This is a genomic window from Labedaea rhizosphaerae, assembly GCF_004362825.1.
Classification (GTDB): Bacteria; Actinomycetota; Actinomycetes; order Mycobacteriales; family Pseudonocardiaceae; genus Labedaea; species Labedaea rhizosphaerae.
The window spans coordinates 1070846-1091916 of record NZ_SNXZ01000001.1 but is presented as its reverse complement, the minus strand read 5'-3'; the positions used below and the strand labels follow the sequence as shown (position 1 = coordinate 1091916).

Below are 21071 nucleotides of genomic sequence, written 5' to 3'. Positions count from 1 at the left end.
GATCGATTACGGTGAGTAGGCAACACTTCTGGCGTGAGCAGAACGGACCAGCGCGCTGGGCCCGGTTGACGGGAGTGGGCCGGGCTACCACCCCCGACCCACCCCCGTCGTGCCCTTCGCCACGCCCGATCCCCAGCGAGGGAACGATGACCTGGTGCAGGACGCGGCCACCCTGTACCACCCGTCCGTCCTTCTTCCGCTGAAATCAGGACATCCACGGTATCCGCAGGTCGCGCTTGATTAATCGTTACCTGGCCGCCGCTCGGGCGATCGGGCGTTAGTCGCCACTAACGGTAAGTACCCACTGTCACAAGCGGCGTCTCGGTCATTGTGGCAGTGCACTTAATCGCCCGTTTGGTGGCACTTTCGGGCTCAAGATCGAATCCTTAGCCTTCTGAGCACCCCTCGGGAGGCGGCGTCCCTACCAACGAACTCCTTGCCTCCCGGGCCGATCCCCAGCGAGCGCCGACCTGGAACGAGGAGACGAATAGTCACGATGAGTGAGTTCACCCACCCGTTGGTGGTGGTCACCGCCTGTCTCATCGCCATGGCTTACTTGGCCTTGGCCGTCGTGATCACGCGCAGGATGCTGGCGTCCTCCTGGCCCGTGGTCCGGGTGCTGGCCGCGCTGGCCGCCATGCTCGCGACCCTGCCGCCCATCTTGTACGCCCTCGCCGCGGTCGCCGCGTGATGGTTGTCCGAGCCTGCTGGCCGAAGCACACGTTCATGGGACGCATCGGCGACCTCGAGTCGAAGGTGCTGGCGGTGTCGCGGCCCACACCGACCCAGGCAAACGCGGCCATGCTGCTGCAAGGCAACGCCGTCACCCGGTTGTTGCTGGTCACCGGCGGCCATGTGCGGGTCCACCGGGCGGCGCTCGCCAACGGGCCGACGATGTTGCTCGACATCTTGGGCGCCGGCGACCTGGTCGCCTTGGAGGACCTCGTCGTCGGCAGCCGTTCGCATGCCACCTACCTCTGCGGGCCCAAGCTGGCCTCCGTGCGGGCGATCTCGTTGGCCGACTTCGCCCGGCTCCGTGCCGAGAACCCCCGCATCGAGCAGGCGGTCGTGTGGACCATCGCGACACAGCTCCGCGAGCGTGACGCCGCTTTGGCCCTCGCCTCGCACAAGGTGCGGAACCGGGTGATCATGTTCCTGCGCTGGCTCGCCGCCGCCCACGGCCGGGAGGACACCGAGACCGGGGCCGTGCTGATCGACGTCGGGTTCACCCAGCCCGACATCGCGGCCGCGGTCGGCGCCGCGCCCGCACAGGTGTCGGCCGTGCTCTCGAGCTTGCGGGACAACGGGTTCATCGCCATCGGATACCGCTCGCTGCACGTCTTGGCGGATCTGCGCAAGGCGGTCGACGGGGTTTCGGCGGCCGGGAATGGTTCGCCGCCGGGTTAGGGTTCGGCCATGTCCGACCTTGCCCGCCCGCTCTTCGGTTCGCTGATCGGCGTCGTCTTCGGTGTGGTGTTCTTCGTGGCCAACGCGGGCCCGTTCGGCACGCCGGGCGCGATCGTCGTGCGCGTGGTCGGCCTCGCCATCGGGGTCGCGCTGTTGGTCCGCATCATCCAGTTGCGCCGGCGGGTCACCGTCGCGCCGGACGCGCTCGGGTTCGGCCGCGGCTACTGGCTGGTCGTGCTGGGCGAGGTCGTCCTGCTGTTCGGCGGCGTGCTGGTGATCAACCGCGTGCTGCACCACCCGGAGGCCTCGGTCGCGTGGGTCGCGGTCGTCGTCGGCGTGCACTTCGTGGTGCTCGCGCGGGTCTGGCGCGAAGCCCTGTTCACCGTGCTCGGGGTCGTGATGACCGTGCTCGGCGTGCTCGGCATCGTCCTCGCCGTCACCACGCATTCGGCGGTCGCGGTGGCCGTCGTCGCCGGGCTCGGGTCCGGGCTGGCGCTCTTCGCCGCGGCCGCGCGCCCGCTACTCGCGCGCTGAGCGGCGAGCCACCCACGCGACCGCCTGCGTACGCCGCTGCATCCCCAGCTTGGCCAGCACCGAAGTCACGTAGTTCTTCACGGTCTTCTCCGCCAGGAACAACCGCTCGGCGATCTGCCGGTTCGACAGGCCCTCGCCCATCAACTCCAGCACCGCCCGCTCGCGCTCGGTCAGCACGTCCAGCTCGTCGGCCTCGGCGCTGCGCCGCATTCGTTCCAGCACGTGCGCCGTGGTCAACGGGTCGAGCAGCGACCGCCCGGCCGCCACCTCGCGCACGGCGTTCACCACGTCCTGCCCCCGCACCTGCTTCAACAGGTACCCCGACGCCCCGGCCATGATCGCCTCGACCATGGCCCGCTCGTCGTCGAAGGCGGTCAGCACCAGGCACCGCGGCCCGTCGGGAAGCGAACGCAGCGAACGGCACAGGGCCACCCCGTCGCCGTCGGGCAGCCGCACGTCGACGACCGCGACGTCGATCGAGTGCCGGCCGGCCAACGCGAGCGCCTCGCCGACGCCGCCCGCCTCGGCGACCACCTCGATGTCGTCTTCGCTGGTCAACAGGTCGCGCAGCCCGCGGCGGACCACCTCGTGGTCGTCGACGAGCAGCACGCGGATCACGTTCAGAGCTTACGCAGCCGCACCCGCGTGATCCGGTGGTCGGCGTCCTTGCGCAGCACCAGCGTCGCGCGCGGCCGGGTCGGCAGGATGTTGGACATCAGGTTCGGCTTGTTCGTCTGGTCCCACAACGCCTTCGCCTCCGCGGTCGCCTGTTCGTCCGACAGCGTCGCGTAGTGGTGGAAGTGCGAGGCCGGGTCGGCGAACGCGGTGCCGCGCAACGCCAGGAACCGGTCGATGTACCAGCGTTCGATGTCCTCGGCGTGCGCGTCCACGTAGATCGAGAAGTCGAAGAGGTCGGCGACCGAGAGCCGCGGCCCCGGCTGCAGCACGTTCAGCCCCTCGATGATCAGGATGTCCGGCCGCTTCACCACCTGGAACTCACCGGGCACGATGTCGTAGGCCAGGTGCGAGTACACCGGCGCGCGCACTTCCTCCGCGCCCGCCTTCACCTCGGAGACGAAGCGCAGCAACGCACGCCGGTCGTAGCTCTCCGGGAAACCCTTGCGGCTCATCAGGTCGCGCTTGATCAGCGACGCCTTGTCGTACAGGAAGCCGTCGGTGGTCACGAGGTCCACCCGCGGGTGGTCGGGCCAGCGGGCGAGCAACGTGCGCAGCAGCCGGGCCGTGGTCGACTTGCCGACCGCCACGCTGCCCGCGATGCCGATCACGAACGGCACCCGCGCCTCGACCCGGTCCTCGCCCAGGAATGCCGCCGTGGTCTCCGCGAGCCGCTGCCGCGCCGCCACTTGCAGGCTGATCAGCCGGGAGAGCGGCAGGTAGACCTCCGCGACCTCGTCGAGGTCGACCGGGTCGCGCAGACCCCGCAGGTCGACGAGCTCGTCGAGGGTGAGGGTGAGCGGGGTGGCCTTGCGCAGCGCGCGCCACTGTTCGCGGCGCAGCTCAACGTACGGGCTCAGTTGCGCGGGCGCCGTTGCGGGATGCACGGCGCCAACGTAGGCGTTGTTGCTGGTGTTGCGCTGTGACGGAGCCCATCCCGGGAACACCTTCGGGGAGCAAGACGTTGGCACTCTCGAAGGCCGAGTGCTAAATCGGCCAGGGTTCTCCGAGGTGGGAGGCAGTACAGATGGCTATCGCAGTCCGTTCAGTGTGGGATCCGTTCGGTGCGCTCGTCCGTCAGCGCGACGGTGAGTTCGACCGGCTGGTGCGCCGTGCGTTCGGTACCGGCACCGTGACCGGGTTCGTCCCGGCGGCCGACGTCGTGCGTGACGGCTCCGACGTGGTCGTGACCCTCGAGCTGCCCGGCGTGGACATCGACAACGACGTCCAGGTCGAGGTCGTCGAAGGTCGGCTGCGCGTCAGCGGCAACCGCAGCGAGCAGAAGAGCTCCGACAAGGACGGCATCGTGGTCCGGGAGACCCGCTTCGGGTCGTTCCACCGCGAGTTCGCCCTGCCCGAGCACGTGACCGCCGACGACGTCGACGCCGACTACGACCGCGGTCTGCTCAAGATCCGCGTGCGTGGCGTCAGCAAGCCGAAGGTCGAGCCGCGCCGCATCCAGGTTCGCAGCATCGCGCCCGCGCAGGCCGAAGACACCGCCATCGAATGATCTCCACAGTGCGAGGCCCCGCCGACTCCGGCGGGGCTTTCGTGCGTTCAGGGGAAGATCGCGTCCCAGGCGGCGATCACCTGGCGGGCGCAGTCCGACGGCGCGACCCCGCCGACGCCGGTGCCCAGCCCCGGCATCGCGATCGTGGTGACGACCTCGCGGACCCGCGTGCCGTCGTCGAGCCTGCCGTCGGACCAGAGCCGGAAGACCGCGAGCGCGGCCAGGTACGGGTTCACGGTGTCGGGCGGTAACAAGGTGCCCGGTTCACGCATCGTCGGGGCACTGATGAGGAAGCGGGGTTCCGGTAAGCCGGTCGGCACGACCATGGCCTCGCCGACCGGCAGTTCGCCGCCGTGCAAGGCCAGGATTGCGCTGCGCACCGTGGCTTCCACGTCCGGGAAGAGCTCGGCGTAGAGCGCGTCGATGCCGCCGCGCATCCAGCCGTAGGAGTTCGCGGGGCTCACCACGGCCTGCGCGCCGACGTCGAGCACGGAGCCGCGGTGCACGGTGATGTTGTCGTGGTTCGCGGCGGCCAGCTGCCACGCTTCGGTCATGGCGTCGTCGACGGCACACAGCACGAGCTGGGGCACCGCGACCGCGAACGGCCCGGCGCCAATCGGATCGGACCGCGGATCGGCGCTCACGATTCCAATATGTCATCGACGAAGGTCGCTCGGGAGGCGTCCATCCGGGGTGGATTCGACTGCGTAGGGTGGCCGCGTGACGAGGATCGCCTACTTCGGCCCGACCGGGACCTTCAGCGAACAAGCAGCTCTGGCGTTCGCCGACGGCCACGAACTGGTCCCCGCCGAGACGATCCCGCTCGTGTTCGCCGCCGTGCGGGCGGGCGAGGCCGAGTTCGGGTGCGTGCCCGTGGAGAACTCCGTCGAGGGCTCGGTGTCGGCGACCATGGACGCGCTCGCCGCCGATGCGCCGCTCGTCGCCGTCGCCGAAGTCGTTCTGCCCGTGCGGTTCTCCGTCCTCGTGCGACCGGGCACCACCGACGTGAAGACCGTCGCGAGCCACCCGCACGCGCTCGCCCAGGTCCGCCACTGGCTCGACGAGAACCTGCCGGACGCCGCCGTCGTGGCGTCCACCTCGACCGCGGCCGCCGCCGTCGGCGTGGCCGAGGGCAGGTTCGACGCCGCGGTCAGCGCACCCGTCGCCGTGCACCACTACCCGCTGGCGGAACTGGCCACGGACGTCGCCGACGTGCGTGACGCGGTGACCCGCTTCTTGTTGCTGCACAAGCCAGGCGTGGTGCCGGAGCCGACCGGCGCGGACCGGACGTCGGTGGTCGCGGTCGCCGCCGACCGGCCGGGGGAGCTGGCTGGGATCCTGACGGAGCTGGCGTTGCGCTCGATCAACGTCTCCCGCATCGAGTCGCGGCCGACCAAGGAACGGCTCGGCGAGTACAAGTTCTACCTGGACATCGACGGCCACATCACCCAGCAGCGCGTCGGCGACGCGCTCGCCGCCCTGCACCGGCGCTGTCACGACGTCCGCTTCCTCGGCTCCTACCCGCAGGCCGCCCCGAGCGTCGAACGTGACGCAGCCGACCCCGACACGAGCGACGACAGCTACGCGGCTGCGGCACAGTGGTTGGCGGGCGTGCGGGAGGGGACGAGGGCATGAGCAGTTTGCGGCTGATGTTGGTGCGGCACGGGCAGACCGCGTCGAACGTGCGGGGCGCGCTGGACTCCGCGTTGCCGGGTCCGCCGTTGACCGAGGAGGGGCTCGCACAAGCCAAGGCGCTGGCCGAGCGACTGGCCGACGAGCCGGTCAACGGCGTGTACGCCTCGCAGGCGGTGCGTGCGCAGCAAACCGCGCAGCCGGTCGCCGAGGTGCACCGGACGGGCCTCGTCGTGGTCGACGGCGTGCACGAGGTGCAGGCCGGTGACCTGGAGGGACGTACCGACGCCGCCGCGCTGGGCGAGTTCGCGCAGGTCTTCCACCGCTGGACGAGGGGCGAGTTGCACGTCCGGATGCCCGGCGCGCAGTCCGGGGCCGAGACCCGCGAGCGCTTCGTCGGTGGCGTCGAGGGCATCCGGTCCGCCCACGAGGACGGCCTGGTCGTGTTGGTCAGCCACGGCGGCATCATCCGGCTCGGCACGCAATGGCTGGTGCCGGACCTGGCCGCGCGCCTGGCCGATCAGGGCCTGCTGCACAACACCGGGCACGTGGTGCTGGAGGCCGACGGCGCGGGCTGGCGCTGCCTGGAGTGGTCAGGGCTCAAGCTGTAGGTCGCGGCACACGGCGTGCACGGGGTCGAGCCACCGCCGGGCCGCCGCGGGCGTCATGGCCAGGCCGTACTCACCGGCCGCGTCGCGCAACGCACCCGTGAGCCGCGCGTACTTCGGTTCCGCCGCGGTCGCGGCCGACACGAGTTCGGCGGCGCCGATCAACCGGTCGCGCGCGGCCACGTCGCCGGTCGCGATGGTCGTCGGCGTGACCGCACATGCTTGCCCCGCAAGTGATTCCTGGTCCTGGCCGGTCGCCCCGCACTGCTGGTCCACCGCCGCGACGGCCGCGCGCAGCTCCGGGCTGTCGGCCGGCCGGCTCTCGTAGAAGACCAGGTTCGCCAGCTGCTCGATGGCCTCCGCGAGCGGCTGTCGCGCCTTGTCCTCGACCGCGGCCGCCCGGCTGAACTGCTCGGCGGCGCCCATCAGGTGCACGTCGACGGGGTCACGCACGTCCACGGGCTCGGCCCGGTGCACCGCGCCGCACGCCAGCGCGACGCTCGACCGGTCGGGTTCGTCGTCGTCGTTCAGCCATGCGATGACGGCGACCGCGGCCCCGATCACGAGGATGGCGGCGGCGACGAGCACGGCGAGCCTGACCACGGGTGTCCTCCGGTCGGGTAATTGCGCGCAGAATGTCCGACTCCCTCGCTAAGGTCCGGACATCGCCCTACGCCTAGCAGGAGGGGGCCGCGATGACCGCATCAAACCAGGTTGCGGTGCGCGCCGAGGCTTTGATCAAGACCTTCGGCAACACCCGCGCCCTGGACGGCGTCGATCTGGAGATACCGACCGGCACCGTGCTGGGCATGCTCGGCCCGAACGGGGCCGGCAAGACCACCACGGTCCGCATCCTCACCACGTTGCTGCGCCCCGATTCCGGGCGTGCGTGGGTCGCCGGGCACGACGTGACCGCCGAGCCGGACAAGGTGCGCCGCGCGATCGGGCTTTCCGGTCAGTACGCCGCGGTCGACGAGAACCTCACCGGCTACGAGAACCTCTACATGGTCGGCCGGCTCTACGGCATGAACCGAGCGCGTGCGGGCGCGCGGGCCAAGGAGCTGCTCACCCGGTTCCGGCTCAACGAGGCGGCCGAACGCCCGGCGAAGACGTACTCCGGCGGCATGCGCAGGCGCCTCGACCTGGCCGGTGCGCTGGTCGCCGAGCCCGCCGTCGTCGTTCTCGACGAGCCGACCACGGGCCTCGACCCACGTGGTCGCATGGAGACCTGGGAGGTGATCGGCGAGCTGGTCGCCGACGGCGCGACCGTGCTGCTGACCACCCAGTACCTCGAGGAAGCCGATCAGCTCGCCGACACGATCCTGGTGATCGATCACGGCAAGGTCATCGCCAGCGGCACCGCCGACAAGCTCAAGAGCCAGATCGGCGGCGAGCGGCTCGAGCTCGTGCTCGCCGAGGCCGCCGACCTGCCCGCGACGGCGAAGGTGCTGGCCGAGGTCGGCTCAGCCGAGCCGGTGGTCGACGAGCACACCCGCCGCGCGCACGTGCCGGTCGACACCGGCTCGAAGGCGCTGATCGAGGCGCTGCGCAGGCTCGACGCGCAGGACATCGCGGTGCTCGACGTGTCGCTGCACCGCCCAACCCTCGACGACGTGTTCCTTTCGCTCACCGGCCACTCCGCCGAGGAAGAGAAGGACCCCTCATGACCGTGCTGACCCAGGGGTTGCGCGACGGCAGCATCGTCGCGTGGCGCAACCTGCTCAACGTGCGGCGCAACGCCGACTGGCTCTTCGCCGCGGTGATCCAGCCGGTGATGTTCGTGCTGCTGTTCGCCTACGTGTTCGCGGGCAGCATCGGCTCCAACCCGGCGGCGTACCGCGAGTTCCTGCTGGCGGGCATCTTCGTGCAGACGGTCGCGTTCAACTCGGCGTTCACCGTGATCGGCCTGGCCAACGACCTGCAGAAGGGCATCATCGACCGGTTCCGGTCGCTGCCGATGTCCCGGCTGGCCGTGCTGCTCGGGCGGACCGTGTCCGACCTGGTGGTGAGCTGCGGCGCGTTGCTGATCATGTCGTTGTGCGGCCTTGTCGTCGGCTGGCGGATCCGGGGCAGCTTCCTGGACGCGGTCGCGGCGTACTTGTTGTTGCTGCTCTTCGCCTTCGCGCTGTCGTGGGTCGGCGCGTTGATCGGCCTCGCGGCGCCGAGCGTCGAGGTGGCGCAGAGCGCGGGTCTGGTCTGGCTGTTCCCGGTGTCGTTCATCTCGTCGGCGTTCGTGTCGGTGGGCGGGATGCCTGGTCCGCTGCGTGCGTTCGCCGAGTGGAACCCGTTCACCTCGGTGATCAACGCGGTGCGCCAGCTCTTCGGCAACCCGAGCCCGCCCGGCCTGCCCATGCCGCACGGCTGGCCGGTCGACCACGCGGTGCTCTACACGGTGTTGTGCGCGGCCGTCATCCTGCTGATCTTCGTGCCGTTGTCGGTGGCCAAGTACCGGAAGGTGGCCAGCAAGTAGCTACCCGCGGAACAGCCGCCAGAACGCCGCGGCCGCCTCGGTCGCCTCGGTCGCCGCAACCGGCGCCGGGTCGGTGACCCAGGTGGCGAGCACACCGATCAACGCTCCGGACAGGTATGCGGCGTGCAGTGGCAGCGGCACGTCGTCGAAGCCGGGTGGCCGTCGCCCGCCACGGAACGCCTCCGCCAGCTCGGCGGTCAGCCGTTCGCGCAGGTGCGCGGCGAACTGGGCGCTGCCCTGCGGGCCGAGCATCCGCCGGTACAGCGGCGCGGCATCGTCGAACCGCTGGAACAGCTCGGTCAGCGGCGGTGGGACCGTGGTCGCCGGTGCCTCGAGCGGGCACAACGCCGCGGCGCGGGCGACGTGGGCCACGGCGTCCGCCATGGCCTCGGCCAGCAGCGTGTCGACGTCCGGGAAGTGCTGATAGATCGTCGCCCGGTGCACGCCGGCGTGCTTGGCGACCGCCGCCATGGTGATCGACGCCGGGTCTTCGTCGGCCGCCAACCGCAGGACCGTCTCCCGCAGCCGGGCTCGGCTGCGCTGCGCCCGTGGGTCGTCCGGATTCATGTCGGTAGCTTAACCGACAAGTGTCGCTTAGTCTGGCGGGCATGCACATCGAAATCTGGGCGGATGTCGTCTGCGGGTGGGCCTACATCGGCAAGCGGCGGCTCGAACGGGCCGTCGCCGGCACGGACGTCGAAGTGGTGTGGCGTCCGTTCCGCATCGATCCGACCACGCCCGACGAGGCGACGCCGCTGGCCGAGGCGCTGCGCGACCCGGTGGTCGACGCGGCCCTGCAGCAGTGCGCGCCCGGCGTCTCACCCGCGCAGCACCGCGTCCGGGTCGCCGAGATCGCCGCGGCGGAGGGCATCGGCCCCGGCTGGGGTGCGAAGTGGCGGACCAGCAGCCACGACGCGCACCGCCTCTTGCTGCTCGCGCACGAGCGTGCGGGGGCGGCGGTCCAGAACGAGCTGGCCGAGCAGGTGATGAAGGCGCACTTCCTCGACGGTGCCGACATCAGCGACCGGAAGGTCCTCGCCGAGCTCACGGCCAAGGCCGGGTTCGCCGAAGGCGCCGGCTTGCTCGACACCGACGCCGGTGATCGCGAGGTGCGCGAGCTCCTGCTGATCGGCAAGGCGCGCGGGATCACGTCGTCGCCGACGATCGTGGTCGGCGATCGCCTGCTGACCGGTGCGCAGCACCCGGAAGTGATCGCGGAGTTCCTCGCGGGCGGCGGCGAAGACCGTCCGTTGCCGGTCGAGGTCCAGCGGCTGCGGTGGGTGGAATCCCTGCTGGCGCAAGGTGATCCGCTCGGTGCGCTCAGCCTGCTGCGGCCGCTGCTCGCCGAGCACCCCGAGGACCCGAACGTGCGCCGGCTCGCCGCCCGCGGCTACTTCCACTCCGCTCAGCTGCACCGGGCCCACGAGGTGCTGACCGCGCTGGTCGCGGCGGTGCCGGACGACGCGTACGGCCGGCTCATGCTCGGCCGGACCCTGCACCGGATGGGCCGCGCGCAGGAGGCGGCGCCGCACCTGGCCATGGCCGCCGCGATGACGCCGGGATTCGCGTGATCGTGCCGTGGACAAGAAACACGTCGGTGTGATGGTCGGTTAGCGATCAACCGGCCGGGGCAACCTCGGTGGTGCTGAGGCGTCTTTATGGGTAGCGGCATCCAGCAATTCGGGGACCTGGAGGCGATGGACATGGTGCGAAGCCGTATCGGGCGTGCGGGGCTCCTGGCGGGCGGCGCGATGGTGGCGCTGGTGCTGGGGGCGTGCAACCCGACCCAGACCAACGGCCAAGGTGACCAGCAAACGCTCACGACCGTCGCGTCACCGTCCAGCGACACCTCGGACAGCTCGACGACCGACGAGCCGACGTCCTCGGGCACCGACACGTCGAGCCCGGCGGCCAGCACGAAGGCCACCGACCCGGGTGCCGACCCGACCGACTGCAAGGCCGCCGGCCTCAAGCTGACCCTGAAGCCGGCCGACGCCGGTGCCGGTCACGTGTACGTGAACGTGGTGTTCACCAACAAGAGCAGCAAGACGTGCACGATGCAGGGCTTCCCCGGCGTCTCGTACGTGACGGGCGACAACGGCAAGCAGGTGGGCGCGGCCGCGTACCGCGAGGGCACGAAAGGCCCCCGCGTGACGCTCAAGCCGGGCGGCTCGGCCTACGCCCCGGTCGACGAGGTCAACGTGCACAACTTCGACCCGTCCGCCTGCCACCCGACCTCGACCCGCGGCCTGCGCATCTACCCGCCGCACGACACGGCGGCGATGTTCGTGGCCCAGTCGGGCACCGGGTGCACGGGCAGCGTGCCGGGCCACCAGTTGGCCGTGAAGACCGTGGTCGCGGGCACCGGCGGCTGAGCCGCCAGTACTCGCATCACCCCTCTCGGGCGCGGTGCCGGGCATGGTCCCGCACCGCGCTCGAGCCTTTTCCGGTCTCGACGACGAATCGGCCTATGAACAGGCCAAGGGCGCGGCCCGGGCGTTCACCCGAACCGCGCCCTCGGCGCTTCCCCGGCAGGCCCGCGCAGCCTCCCTCGGGAAACGACCCTCAGCGCTGCGTCGCGAGGATCTTCCGCAACCGGCTCAGCGCCCGGTGCTGGGCCACCCGCACCGCGCCCGGTGTCGAGCCCATCACCTCGGCCGCCTCTTCCGCCGACTGCCCGAGCACGACCCGCAGCAGCAGGATCTCCCGCTGCTTGTCGGTCAGCACCGTCAGCACCCCGGCCAGCTGTTGCGCCGAATCCTCGCGCTCGGCCAGCAACTCCGGTCCCGCCTCCGCGCAGATCCGGTCCAGCGACTGGTCCGTGGGCTCCGTGCGGTCGCGCGCCGCGGCACGCCGGGCGTCGGCGACCTTGTGCGCCGCGATCCCGTACACGAACGACAGGAACGGCCGACCGAGCTTGCGGTAGGTCGGCAGCGCCTTGCAGACGGCGATGCAGACCTCCTGCGCCACGTCGTCCGCCGCCCCGTAGGCGTGTTCGACCCGGCCGAGCCTGCTGCGGCAGTACCGGATCACCAAGGGCCGGATCTGCGTGATCAGCCCGTCCAGCGCCCGCTGGTCCCCGGCCATCGCGGCGTCGACCATCGGACTCAGGACGTCCTGCGGTTCCTCGTCCTCGTGCCCGCCGGGCAGCACATGCAGCCTCGGCCGCACCTGGACCGGAACGGCCTCGTTCGGCTCGGCAAGTTGCGCGTTGCCCCACATGTGGTGCCTCCTCCGCGGTGACTCTCGGTACAAGAGAGCGCGAAGGCACGCGCTAAATACATCGGCGCGCGGATTCTCCGGAAAGAGCTACTCGTAACGACCGGTCACCGCAGCGGGATATGTGCTGGTACCGGCCACCAAGCGACCGTCCGGTCCACCACGCGCCTCGACCGGGGTCGCGTCGAACAAAGGTCTTTTGGCCCGCCACGAGAACCGCTCCACGCGCCGGCCCGGGTCGAACCGCCGCGGCAGCTCGAGCATCAGCAACGCCAGCAACGGTCCGTGCACCACCAGCCCCGGGTGTCCCTCGAAAGCGGCGTACGCGCGGTCGTAGTGGATGCGGTGCGCGTTGCCGGTCAGCGAGCTGAACCGGAACAGCAGCACCGGCGACGGGTTCACCGTCAGCACCCACGGCCCGGGCACGTCTTCCTCCTCCGCCGGCTCCGCCCGCGCGGGCGGCGCGACCGACGCCACGTCCGCGGCCATCCGGTAGACGATGTCCTGCTGCTCCAGCAGCCGCGGCTCCCCGTCCACCGAGAACTCCGCCGTGGTCGTGACCAGCAGCAGCTTGCCGGTGCGCCCCTCCGTCGTGCGCACCGCCGACACCCTGGTGCTGCGCCGCACGGTGTCCCCGCACCGCAGCGGCGCGTGCACGACGAGCCGGCCGCCGCCGAACATCCGCCGTCGCTGGGGCAGCGGCGGCAGGAAGGCGCCGTCGGAGAGGTGGCCGTCCTCGCCGAGTTCGCTCTGCGCGGGCCACTCCGGGAAGTGGAACCAGTGCCAGAGCGGCGGCAGCGGGTCACCGGTCTCCATCACCGGGCTCTGCTGGTCGAGCAGCGCGGCGAACGCCGTGGCCGGTTCGGCGTCCAGCTCGTCCTGAGCGGTGAGCTCGGGCGGCGCCCAGCTCGCCACTATCCGGTCGAAGACGTCCACCGCCACACTCACACCTCCGCGCAAGCCTTCTGGGTGTCATCGGCGCCGAAGACCGGCGAGTTACCCGATGCTGGTCAGCGGTAGCGCTCGGTGAACTCGAGGATCCGCCGCCACGCGTCCGCGCAGGCGTCCTGCCACCGTGCGAACCCGACATCGAAGAAAGAGTGCGGTGCCCCCTCGTAGATGTGCATGTCGTGCGGCTTCTCCTGCTCGGTCAGCCGCTCCTCCATGGCGTGGAACTCGGTGATCGGCGTGGCCGCGTCGGCCCCGGCCACCAGCATCAACAGCGGCCGGTGGAACTCGGGCAGCACGTCCTCGACCATGCTCGGCTTGCCGTAGAAGCCGATGCAGCCCGCCAGGTCGAGCTCGCTGGCCGCGAGCCGCCACGAATGGCTGCCGCCGAAGCAGAACCCGACGCTGAACGTCGGTGCGCCGTCGAGCTGCCCGAGGGCCGCGGCCGCGTCAGCGCGCACGTGCGCGGGCTCGACGTGGCGCAGGTGTGCCTGCCAGTCGAAGTCCTCGGTGCGCGCCCCGAGCCCGGCCGTGCGGCCGAAGTAGTCGAACGCGATCGCGGTGAACCCCGCCTCGGCGAACCGCTGCGCCAAGGCGTCGTAGAACGGGTGCTTGCCCCGCCGGTCGGGCAGCAGCACCACGTTCATGCCGTTGGGTGTCTCTGGTCTTGCCAGGTAGGCGTCGGTCTTGTTGCCGTCCTCGGCGGTGAGCACGAGCGGGCCGTGCTCGGCGACGCCGCCCGGATCCGGAGGTCCCGGCGGCCGGCTGTCGTCACTGTGGCACAAAATCGTCCTCCTGTTAGGCGGTGAGCAGCAGGCGACGCATGCTGACACCCTGGCACGGACTCACACGATCGGGCTATTCAGCGTGGGTGGTTTCCCACCGATGTACTGAGCATCGGCTCGCGATTCAGGGTCTACTGAATCTGTGCTGGAGCTGACCTTCACCCCGCAGGACCTGGTCACCACCAGGTTCGCGTTCTCGCCGCTGTGGGACGTGGTCGCCAGCATCCGCGTGCTCAAGCGCCCGGCCGAGCACGCGCTGCACCGGCCGTGGGCCGACCAGGCGCGAGCCCGCCTGACCGCCGCCGGCCTGGACCTGGCACCTCTGGCCGACCTGGTGCCCGTCCCCACGAAGATCATCCCGGCGTTCGTCTGCCCGCCGCCGACCGTGCCCGTGCCGGACCTGGAGCTGGAGTTGGCCGCGGTGCGCTCGACCCCGCCCGCGGTGGTCCGCTCGAACCTGAAGAGCCTTCCGCCGACCCCGGCCCTGCACGACCTGGCCGACGACCCGCCGTCCGGCCTCGCGGCGCTGGCCGACGTGATCAAGTCCTACTGGGACCTGGTCCTGCGCCCGCACTGGCCCAGGATCACGACGCTGTACCAGTCCGATGTGCACGCACGCGCCCGCAAGCTGACCGAGGGCGGCCTGACCAGCCTCTTCGCCGACCTGGACCCCAACATCGGCTGGGACGGTGAAGTCCTGACGGTCGCCCACCGCACGGTGTCCCGCCGAACCGGCCTCGGCGGCCGCGGCCTGCTCCTGGTGCCGTCGGTGTTCGTGTGGCCGAGGGTCTTCTCGATCAGCGCGAGCGGCTGGCAACCCACCCTGCGCTACCCGCCGCGGCGCGTGGCCACCTTGTGGGAGAAGGAAAGCCGGGCGCCGTCGTCGGCGTTGGCGGCGGTGCTGGGCCCGTCGCGGGCTCAGCTGCTGGCCGAACTGGAGGCACCGGCGTCGACCCAGGAACTGGCCGCCCGCACGGGCTTGTCCAGCAGCGGCGTGTCGCAACACCTGACGGCGATGCGGGACGCGGGCCTGGTCAGCGCCCACCGCGCGGGGAGGTTCGTGTTGTACGCGAGGACGTCCGCCGCCGAGTCCCTGCTCTCCGCCGCCGGCCCCACCTAGCGAGGCCGCCGGCGGGATCGTCGAGTCAGCGGTCGTGGGATTCCATCAGCGCACCCGGAAGATCGTCATGTCGAAGCCGCCCTCGGGTAGTGATGACCGCATCGGCCCGGCCGGTCCACCGAAGATCATGTCCTTCACGTGGTGATTGGACAGATAGGCGCACTCGACCGGGTGGCTCGGCCCGCGCTTCTTGATCTCGCGCCGCAACGCCATCGCGAGGTACTGCGCGAGGCTGTCCTGCTGTCCGGTCCCGGCGCCGCCCAATGGTTTGCCGATGGCCTCGACCGTTGCCCGGAACTGCCGGTTCAGGGCAATCGCCAGCTGATAAGAAGACAAGTAGGGACGGCCGAACTCGTGCCCCGTCGGGTTCGCGGGAACCGATTTCAAGACCTGCACAACCTTGTCTTCGAGGCCGTGGTCTTCCCATATGTTCACCGGCGAAGGGTCGCGCCCGCCGCCCCGGTTGTTACGGCGGCGGCGCGACCCTCAGCCCTTCACGCACACGACCTGCTTGAGCTTCGCCACGACCTCGACCAGGTCCTCCTGGTCCCGGATCACCTGGTCGATGTCCTTGTACGCGGCCGGAATCTCGTCCACGACGCCCGCGTCCTTCCGGCACTCCACGCCCGCGGTCTGCTCGGCCAGGTCCGCCGCGGAGAACTGCTTGCGTGCCTTGTTCCGCGACATCCGCCGCCCAGCGCCGTGCGACGCCGACTCGAAGGACATCGGGTTGCCGAGCCCGCGCACGATGTACGACCCGGTTCCCATCGAGCCCGGAATGATCCCGAGGTCGCCACGCCCCGCGCGGATGGCGCCCTTTCGGGTCACCAGCACGTCGGTGTCGAAGTGCGTTTCCTCCGCCACGTAGTTGTGGTGGCAGGAAATCGGTTCGTCGAACTTGATCTGCCAGAACCGCTTGCGCAGCACATCGCAGATCAAACGCGTCATCACGGCACGATTCCGGCGCGCGTAGTCCTGCGCCCAGAACAGGTCGTGCCGGTACGCGGCCATCTGCGGCGTGTGCGCCAGGAACACGGCGAGGTCGGGGTCCGGCAGCGCCTTGTTGTGCGCGAGCCGCTGCGCCACCTCGATGTGGTGCTGCGCCAACAGGTTCCCGATCCCGCGCGACCCCGAGTGCAGCATCAGCCACACGCCGCCCTCGGTGTCCAGGCACAGCTCGATGAAGTGGTTGCCGCCGCCGAGGGTGCCCATCTGGTGCAGCGCCTTCTCCGCCTGCCCGCGCACGGCGTCGGTCAGGTCGTCGAAGCCGCGCCAGAACTGGTCCCAGTCGGCGGCGTCGCGTCCGCTGAACGCCGTCGCCTTGTGCTTGGCGAAGCCGACCGGCACCGCCTTCTCGATGTCGGAGCGGAGCTTGCCCAGGTCGTCGGGCAGGTCCTCGGCGCGCAGGCTGGTGCGCACCGCGGTCATACCGCAGCCGATGTCCACGCCCACCGCGGCCGGGGACACGGCGTCGCGCATCGCGATCACCGAGCCGACCGTCGCGCCCTTGCCGTAGTGCACGTCCGGCATGACCGCGACGTGCTTGAAGGTCCACGGCAGCGCGGCGATGTTCTGCAACTGTCGCATCGCCTGGTCCTCGACCTCGTCCGGCCGGGTCCACAGGCGGATGTCGACGTTGGTTCCGTGAAGGGTCGTCGCTGCCATGTGTCCAAGGCTAAGCGGTACGCGCCAGCGAATATCGCAACTCCCTTGAAACCGTCGATATCTTGTGAACAAAACTATTTTGTGCTATGATTGCGAAATCGTCGAGTACGGTGCATGGCGTGCAAGAAAAAACGACGAGTCAGACCGCGAAAACCGCTGCCGCCGCCCGTGCCGCACATCTCCTGGTAGACGACGAGCCCTTTGTTTTCGTCGACGACCTGGCCGAGGAAATCCTCGGTGCCGAGGCCGGTCCACTGCTCGACTACCACCGGCAGTCCGGCGCGCACCCGGTGCTCGCGATGGCCCGCATGCAGGTCGTCTGCCGCAGCCGCTACACCGAGAACCGTGTCATGGCAAGCAAAGCACGGCAGTACGTGCTGCTCGGCGCAGGCCTGGACACGTTCGCGTACCGGCACCCCGGCGTCCGCGACGTGTACGAGCTGGACCACCCCGCGACCCAGGAATGGAAGCGGGAACGGCTGACCGAAGCCGGTATCGAACCGGTCGTCACGTTCGTCCCGCTCGACTTCGAAACCGATTCGATAATCGATGGTTTGACGCGGTCGGGATTCGATCTCGGCCGACCGGCGGTCGTCAGCTGGCTCGGCGTGACCATGTACCTCACGAGCCAGGCGATCGGCCAGGTCCTCGACGAGCTGAGCCGGCTCGCACCGGGCACGGAACTCGTCCTCGACCACATGCTGCCGGCCGAACTACGCGACGAGCTGGGCCAGTTCTACGTCGAGCAAGTGGCGCCGACGGCCGCCGAGTGGGGCGAGCCGTGGTTGTCCCTGCTGAGCCCGGACGACATGGCCGAACTGCTGCGCGAGCACGGCTTCACGGTGGTCGAGCAGGTCACGCAGGCGGACATCGTGGACCGGCCGCGCACCGACGTGCTGAAACCGGCCATGCTCTCGGTGATCACCACGGCCGGGGTCGGCTAACCGATCGAGCAGCCGCAGTCCACGCACACCGGAACGGTCTCGGGTTCGGCGTCGGGAAGGTCCACCAGCTCCACCGTGCGCTCGGCACGGCACTGCGAGCACCACCGCAGGTCGTCGGCTAGGCGGACCACCGTCAGGTTGGTCATCGCTCACCTCCGTGCGTCCACCGTCGCACAGCCCACGCCGAACCACGTCCAACGACACGCCGCCCCGCCCGAACGGCGGGTCAGCCCCAGCCGAGCTCGTGCAGGCGGGCGTCGTCGATGCCGAAGTGGTGGGCGATCTCGTGCACGACGGTCACCGCGACCTCGTCCACGACCTCGTCCTCCGACGAGCAGATCCCCAGGATCGGCTCCCGGTAGATCGTGATCCGGTCGGGCAGCACCCCGCCGTAGTCCGACGTGCGCTCGGTCAGCGCCACGCCGTGGTAGAGGCCCAGCAGGCCCGGCTCGTCCGGGTGCGACGGCTCCACCAGCACGACCACGTTGGACATCGCGTGCGCGAACTCCTCCGGGATCAGGTCCAGCGCATCGGAGACCAGCTCCTCGAACCGTCGCGCGGACATCCGCACGGGCACGTCAGCCGCCGCGCTTGGTCGTGGTGGTGGGCGGCGTGGTCGTCGGCGTGGTCGGGGCCTTGCGCACGCTCCCGACCACCGACCGCAGCGACTTCCCGTCCGAGCTCACGGCGCCGACCTTGCAGTCCACCCGCCGCGATCCGGCCGCCCAGCTCTCCTTCTTCAGGGTGTCCCAGTACAGCGTCAGTTTCCGCTTCGACAGGTCGAGACCGCCGGTGTAGGACTTGCTGGCCTTGCCGCACAGGTCGATCAGCTTCGACGCCTGCTTCTTCTCGTCCGGGTAGGACGAACCGTCGAAGGCCTCGCTGAGGTCCACGTTGCCGACGATCTCGTACGCGTGCCCGTTCACGCACTGGACCGGATCACCGATGGTGTTGTCCACCAGTGCGAGGCACGTGCCCGGGTCGTACACATTGGACTGGTCCTGACCGGTCGCCGAGCCCCTCGTCGCCAGCCTGCTGCCCGACGGGGCGGCACGCTGGATGCCGCACCGCAGCTTGCGGTCACCGTCGCGCCACTGCGCGTCGGTCGGCTTGAGGGCGTCCACGGTGAACTTGCCGTACGGGTCGAGCTTGCCGCCCAGGTACGCCGTCACGCTCGGCGTGCACTTGTCGGCCTTGATCTTCTGCCACTGGTCGATCGGCGGCGACGGCGCATCGCCGGGGTAGTCCGCGGAGATGTCCACCACGCCGCTCATCTCGAACACGTGCGGCTGCTTGCAGTCGACCCGGTGGATGTCCGCACCGGTCGGGTTAGCCCAGGCCAGGCACGTGCCGGGCGGCGAGTTGAAGGCCAGCGCCGCCTCGTCCACGGGCTCGGCCTGCACGCCGACAGGCCATGAGAAAGCCACGCTCGTCGCCAGCACCACCAGTGCTCCGACGAACGCCCCGATCATGACCAGCCTGGTCCGCATGGTGCTCGAGTCACCACGAAACCAATCGGCGCCGCGATACATCTATTCCATGATGCCGTGCCACCAGGTAGGGGCTCGGTGAGGGGGAGGGCAAGCCCGAGTGTTGCGATTTCGAACACGACGCCACGCGAGGCTGCCTCGGTCGGTACTGTGCCCGCGGGAGTGGTGATGACTGACAACGACAAGCCAGAGGACGCTGCCGGCGAGGCGCCCACCGAGGCGTTCCCGGCCCAGCACCCGCAGGCGCCGGAACCCGAGGCTGAGCAGCCCAAACGTGGTTCCGTGCGGTTCCAGGACCCCGCGACCACGACGCCCCGCGAGCCGACCCTGGCCGAGCAGCGGGCCCGCCAGCGCGCGCGCAAGCGGGAGAGCGACGAGGCGCGCGCCGCCCGACTCGAAGCCGAGGACAAGGCGCGCACCCGCCGGCGCATCTTCATCGGCAGCGGCGTCACCGTCGGCCTGGTGGCCATGGTGGCGGTCTGGGTCGTGGCCATGCAGCCCGACGAGGTCAGCGCCACCTGCGTGGACGACTCCGGTCACGTCGCGCCCGGCTCCAACAGCGGCGACGACTACTGCGACGAGGACTACGTCCGCTCGCACGGCGGGTACTACTCCGGCGGCTTCTACTACATCGGCGGCCACAGCTACCGCTACAACTACGGCGGCTCGGTCGGTTCCGGCGGCTACGTCAGCGGCGGTTCCTACACCAAGCCGTCGAGCAACACCAAGGTCACCACGCACAGCGGCAAGACGGTGCAGCGCGGCGGGTTCGGCGTGTCCGGCGGCAGCAAGAGCGGGGGCAGCTGAGTGCGTCGCGAACGGTCGACGCCGCGCAAGGACTGGCAGTCCACTGTGGAGTCGCAGGGCCTGATCTTCGGCACCCCGGCCCGCGACGCGGCGGGCAGGTCCCGGCCCTACTGGGACGAGTCGGTCCACTACGTCTTCGACATGGACGAGGTCCTGTCCATCGAGGCCGACGTGGAGTTGTTGCACTCCATGTGCCTCGAGGCCGTGGACAACGTGGTGCTGACCGAGCGCTACCGCGACTTCGGCATCCCGGAGTGGGTGTGGCCGAAGATCGCGGAGTCCTGGCGCCGCCAGGACCCGCACCTCTACGGCCGGTTCGACCTGCGCTACGACGGCTCGGGCCCGGCGAAGTTGCTGGAGTACAACGCCGACACGCCCACGTCGCTGCTGGAGGCCTCGGTCGTCCAGTGGTTCTGGAAGACCGACGTGTTCCCCGACGACGACCAGTGGAACTCCATCCACGAGAAGCTGGTCGAGCGCTGGGGCGAGATCGGCGACAAGCTGCCGTCCAAGGAAGTGCATTTCACCTGGTCGACCGCAGACCCGACCGGTGAGGACCACATGACCACCGCCTACCTGCAGGAGACGGCGGCGGAGTCGGGCCTGGACACCATCGGCCTCGCGATCGAGGAGGTCGGCTGGGACACCGAGCTCGAGCGGTTCGTCGACCTCGAAGAGGCGCCGATGAACACGGTGTTGAAGCTCTACCCGTGGGAATGGGTGGTCGACGAGGAGTTCGGCCGGCACGCCGTGGAGAGCCTGCCGAAGACGTTGTGGGTCGAGCCGCTGTGGAAGATGCTGCTCTCCAACAAGGCGCTGCTCGCGGTGATGTGGGAGATGTACCCGGGTCACCCGAACCTGCTGCCCGCGTTCCTCGACGAGCCCAACATCCTGACCGAGTACGTGCGCAAGCCGCGGCTGGGCCGCGAGGGCGCGAACGTGCAGATCGTCGCGCCGGGCTACGAGACCCAGACCGGCGGCGTCTACGGCGAGGAGGGCTTCGTCTACCAGGCGTTCGACCCCCTGCCGGAGTTCGACGGCTTCCGGCCCGCACTCGGCGCCTGGATCGTCGGCGACGCGTCGGCCGGCCTCGGCATCCGGGAGACGGCCGGTCTCGTCACCGACGACGGCGCCGCGTTCGTCCCGCACCGCATCCCCGAATCGTGATAAAACGCCCGCACCACACGCCAGCCCTGGAGGATTCGTGATCGGCCACCTCGCCACGTCGTTGACGCTCGCGCAGGACGACAGCTTCTT

At 70.1% G+C, this 21071-nt stretch carries 27 protein-coding genes; 14 read left to right on the top strand and 13 right to left on the bottom strand.

Annotation, left to right across the window (positions count from 1 at the left end):
* The first annotated feature begins 496 nt into the window (after nt 1-496).
* Genes EV186_RS04970 through EV186_RS04960 form a run of 3 tightly spaced genes read left to right on the top strand, consistent with a single transcriptional unit; the run spans nt 497 to nt 1941 of the window.
* A complete protein-coding gene (locus EV186_RS04970) occupies nt 497-691 on the top strand; it encodes a hypothetical protein (protein WP_133847862.1) in 195 nt (64 codons plus the stop codon).
* 35 nt (nt 692-726) lie between these two features.
* On the top strand, nt 727-1407 hold the full coding sequence (locus EV186_RS04965; RefSeq protein WP_166659022.1) for a Crp/Fnr family transcriptional regulator: 681 nt from the start codon (nt 727-729) through the stop codon (nt 1405-1407).
* A 9-nt stretch (nt 1408-1416) separates the two neighbouring features.
* Nucleotides 1417-1941 (top strand): hypothetical protein, encoded by a 525-nt coding sequence (locus EV186_RS04960; RefSeq protein WP_133847860.1) that lies wholly within the window; start codon nt 1417-1419, stop codon nt 1939-1941.
* Here EV186_RS04960 and EV186_RS04955 read toward each other — a convergent pair.
* A complete protein-coding gene (locus EV186_RS04955) occupies nt 1927-2556 on the bottom strand; it encodes a response regulator (protein ID WP_133848774.1) in 630 nt (209 codons plus the stop codon). The two genes, EV186_RS04960 and EV186_RS04955, sit on opposite strands and share 15 nt — an antisense overlap.
* Nucleotides 2557-2561: 5 nt before the next feature.
* Complete coding sequence (gene coaA, locus EV186_RS04950; protein WP_133847859.1) at nt 2562-3503, bottom strand: type I pantothenate kinase; 942 nt, start codon at nt 3501-3503, stop codon at nt 2562-2564.
* Nucleotides 3504-3643: 140 nt separating this feature from the next.
* Between coaA and EV186_RS04945 the strand changes: the two genes are divergently transcribed.
* Nucleotides 3644-4126 carry an Hsp20/alpha crystallin family protein gene (locus tag EV186_RS04945; RefSeq protein WP_133847858.1) on the top strand — a complete coding sequence of 161 codons (483 nt, stop codon included), beginning with the start codon at nt 3644-3646 and terminating at the stop codon, nt 4124-4126.
* Nucleotides 4127-4173: 47 nt separating this feature from the next.
* On the opposite strand, the gene EV186_RS04940 is transcribed toward EV186_RS04945, so the two are convergent.
* Nucleotides 4174-4680: a macro domain-containing protein gene (locus EV186_RS04940; protein ID WP_133848773.1), complete on the bottom strand. Its 507-nt coding sequence runs from the start codon at nt 4678-4680 to the stop codon at nt 4174-4176.
* Between the two features lie 166 nt (nt 4681-4846).
* Here EV186_RS04940 and pheA point away from each other — a divergent pair, with 166 nt between their 5' ends.
* Nucleotides 4847-5761, top strand: coding sequence for a prephenate dehydratase (gene pheA / locus EV186_RS04935; RefSeq protein ID WP_133847857.1), 915 nt, complete (start codon nt 4847-4849; stop codon nt 5759-5761).
* Between the two features lie 5 nt (nt 5762-5766).
* Nucleotides 5767-6369, top strand: coding sequence for a histidine phosphatase family protein (locus EV186_RS04930; RefSeq protein ID WP_133848772.1), 603 nt, complete (start codon nt 5767-5769; stop codon nt 6367-6369).
* Here the strand turns inward: EV186_RS04930 and EV186_RS04925 are convergent.
* Nucleotides 6352-6969, bottom strand: a complete 618-nt coding sequence (locus EV186_RS04925) for a hypothetical protein (RefSeq protein ID WP_133847856.1) — start codon at nt 6967-6969, stop codon at nt 6352-6354. The genes EV186_RS04930 and EV186_RS04925 overlap by 18 nt on opposite strands.
* Before the next feature lie 92 nt (nt 6970-7061).
* On the opposite strand from EV186_RS04925, the gene EV186_RS04920 reads away from it, so the two are divergent.
* Nucleotides 7062-8033: an ATP-binding cassette domain-containing protein gene (locus EV186_RS04920; RefSeq protein ID WP_166659021.1), complete on the top strand. Its 972-nt coding sequence runs from the start codon at nt 7062-7064 to the stop codon at nt 8031-8033.
* Nucleotides 8030-8836 carry an ABC transporter permease gene (locus tag EV186_RS04915; protein WP_133847855.1) on the top strand — a complete coding sequence of 269 codons (807 nt, stop codon included), beginning with the start codon at nt 8030-8032 and terminating at the stop codon, nt 8834-8836. Before EV186_RS04920 ends, EV186_RS04915 begins: the two co-directional genes overlap by 4 nt.
* Here EV186_RS04915 and EV186_RS04910 read toward each other — a convergent pair whose 3' ends face one another.
* Nucleotides 8837-9403 (bottom strand): TetR/AcrR family transcriptional regulator, encoded by a 567-nt coding sequence (locus EV186_RS04910; protein ID WP_133847854.1) that lies wholly within the window; start codon nt 9401-9403, stop codon nt 8837-8839.
* Between the two features lie 41 nt (nt 9404-9444).
* Between EV186_RS04910 and EV186_RS04905 the strand changes: the two genes are divergently transcribed.
* Together EV186_RS04905 and EV186_RS04900 are read left to right on the top strand one after the other, a co-directional pair.
* Nucleotides 9445-10407 (top strand): DsbA family oxidoreductase, encoded by a 963-nt coding sequence (locus EV186_RS04905; RefSeq protein WP_133847853.1) that lies wholly within the window; start codon nt 9445-9447, stop codon nt 10405-10407.
* Between the two features lie 132 nt (nt 10408-10539).
* Nucleotides 10540-11211, top strand: a complete 672-nt coding sequence (locus EV186_RS04900; RefSeq protein WP_133847852.1) for a DUF4232 domain-containing protein — start codon at nt 10540-10542, stop codon at nt 11209-11211.
* 190 nt (nt 11212-11401) lie between these two features.
* Here the strand turns inward: EV186_RS04900 and shbA are convergent, their stop codons facing one another.
* From shbA to EV186_RS04885, 3 genes are all read right to left on the bottom strand, one after another.
* Nucleotides 11402-12058 (bottom strand): RNA polymerase sigma factor ShbA, encoded by a 657-nt coding sequence (gene shbA, locus EV186_RS04895; protein ID WP_133847851.1) that lies wholly within the window; start codon nt 12056-12058, stop codon nt 11402-11404.
* 87 nt (nt 12059-12145) lie between these two features.
* Nucleotides 12146-12997, bottom strand: coding sequence for an HTD2 family dehydratase (locus tag EV186_RS04890; RefSeq protein ID WP_208115474.1), 852 nt, complete (start codon nt 12995-12997; stop codon nt 12146-12148).
* Between the two features lie 68 nt (nt 12998-13065).
* Nucleotides 13066-13788, bottom strand: a complete 723-nt coding sequence (locus EV186_RS04885) for a dienelactone hydrolase family protein (protein WP_133847850.1) — start codon at nt 13786-13788, stop codon at nt 13066-13068.
* Nucleotides 13789-13930: 142 nt separating this feature from the next.
* Here EV186_RS04885 and EV186_RS04880 point away from each other — a divergent pair, with 142 nt between their 5' ends.
* Nucleotides 13931-14908, top strand: a complete 978-nt coding sequence (locus EV186_RS04880) for an ArsR/SmtB family transcription factor (RefSeq protein WP_133847849.1) — start codon at nt 13931-13933, stop codon at nt 14906-14908.
* 45 nt (nt 14909-14953) lie between these two features.
* Here the strand turns inward: EV186_RS04880 and EV186_RS04875 are convergent, their stop codons facing one another.
* Both EV186_RS04875 and EV186_RS04870 read right to left on the bottom strand, forming a co-directional pair.
* The gene (locus EV186_RS04875) at nt 14954-15295 is read right to left on the bottom strand and encodes a hypothetical protein (protein ID WP_133847848.1); all 342 of its coding nucleotides are present in this window, start codon (nt 15293-15295) and stop codon (nt 14954-14956) included.
* A 99-nt stretch (nt 15296-15394) separates the two neighbouring features.
* A complete protein-coding gene (locus tag EV186_RS04870) occupies nt 15395-16573 on the bottom strand; it encodes an RtcB family protein (RefSeq protein WP_133847847.1) in 1179 nt (392 codons plus the stop codon).
* A 119-nt stretch (nt 16574-16692) separates the two neighbouring features.
* On the opposite strand from EV186_RS04870, the gene EV186_RS04865 reads away from it, so the two are divergent.
* Nucleotides 16693-17517, top strand: a complete 825-nt coding sequence (locus EV186_RS04865; protein WP_243753815.1) for a class I SAM-dependent methyltransferase — start codon at nt 16693-16695, stop codon at nt 17515-17517.
* Here the strand turns inward: EV186_RS04865 and EV186_RS38730 are convergent.
* The 3 genes from EV186_RS38730 to EV186_RS04855 form a co-directional block, all read right to left on the bottom strand.
* Nucleotides 17514-17663, bottom strand: coding sequence for a hypothetical protein (locus EV186_RS38730; RefSeq protein WP_166659020.1), 150 nt, complete (start codon nt 17661-17663; stop codon nt 17514-17516). The two genes, EV186_RS04865 and EV186_RS38730, sit on opposite strands and share 4 nt — an antisense overlap.
* A gap of 80 nt (nt 17664-17743) precedes the next feature.
* On the bottom strand, nt 17744-18094 hold the full coding sequence (locus EV186_RS04860) for a metallopeptidase family protein (RefSeq protein WP_133847845.1): 351 nt from the start codon (nt 18092-18094) through the stop codon (nt 17744-17746).
* Nucleotide 18095: 1 nt separating this feature from the next.
* On the bottom strand, nt 18096-19007 hold the full coding sequence (locus EV186_RS04855; RefSeq protein WP_243753814.1) for a septum formation family protein: 912 nt from the start codon (nt 19005-19007) through the stop codon (nt 18096-18098).
* A 168-nt stretch (nt 19008-19175) separates the two neighbouring features.
* On the opposite strand from EV186_RS04855, the gene EV186_RS04850 reads away from it, so the two are divergent.
* Both EV186_RS04850 and EV186_RS04845 read left to right on the top strand, forming a co-directional pair.
* Complete coding sequence (locus EV186_RS04850) at nt 19176-19814, top strand: hypothetical protein (RefSeq protein WP_243753813.1); 639 nt, start codon at nt 19176-19178, stop codon at nt 19812-19814.
* Nucleotides 19815-20981 carry a glutathionylspermidine synthase family protein gene (locus EV186_RS04845; RefSeq protein ID WP_133847844.1) on the top strand — a complete coding sequence of 389 codons (1167 nt, stop codon included), beginning with the start codon at nt 19815-19817 and terminating at the stop codon, nt 20979-20981. It abuts the gene before it with no gap.
* The last annotated feature ends 90 nt before the right edge of the window (nt 20982-21071 follow it).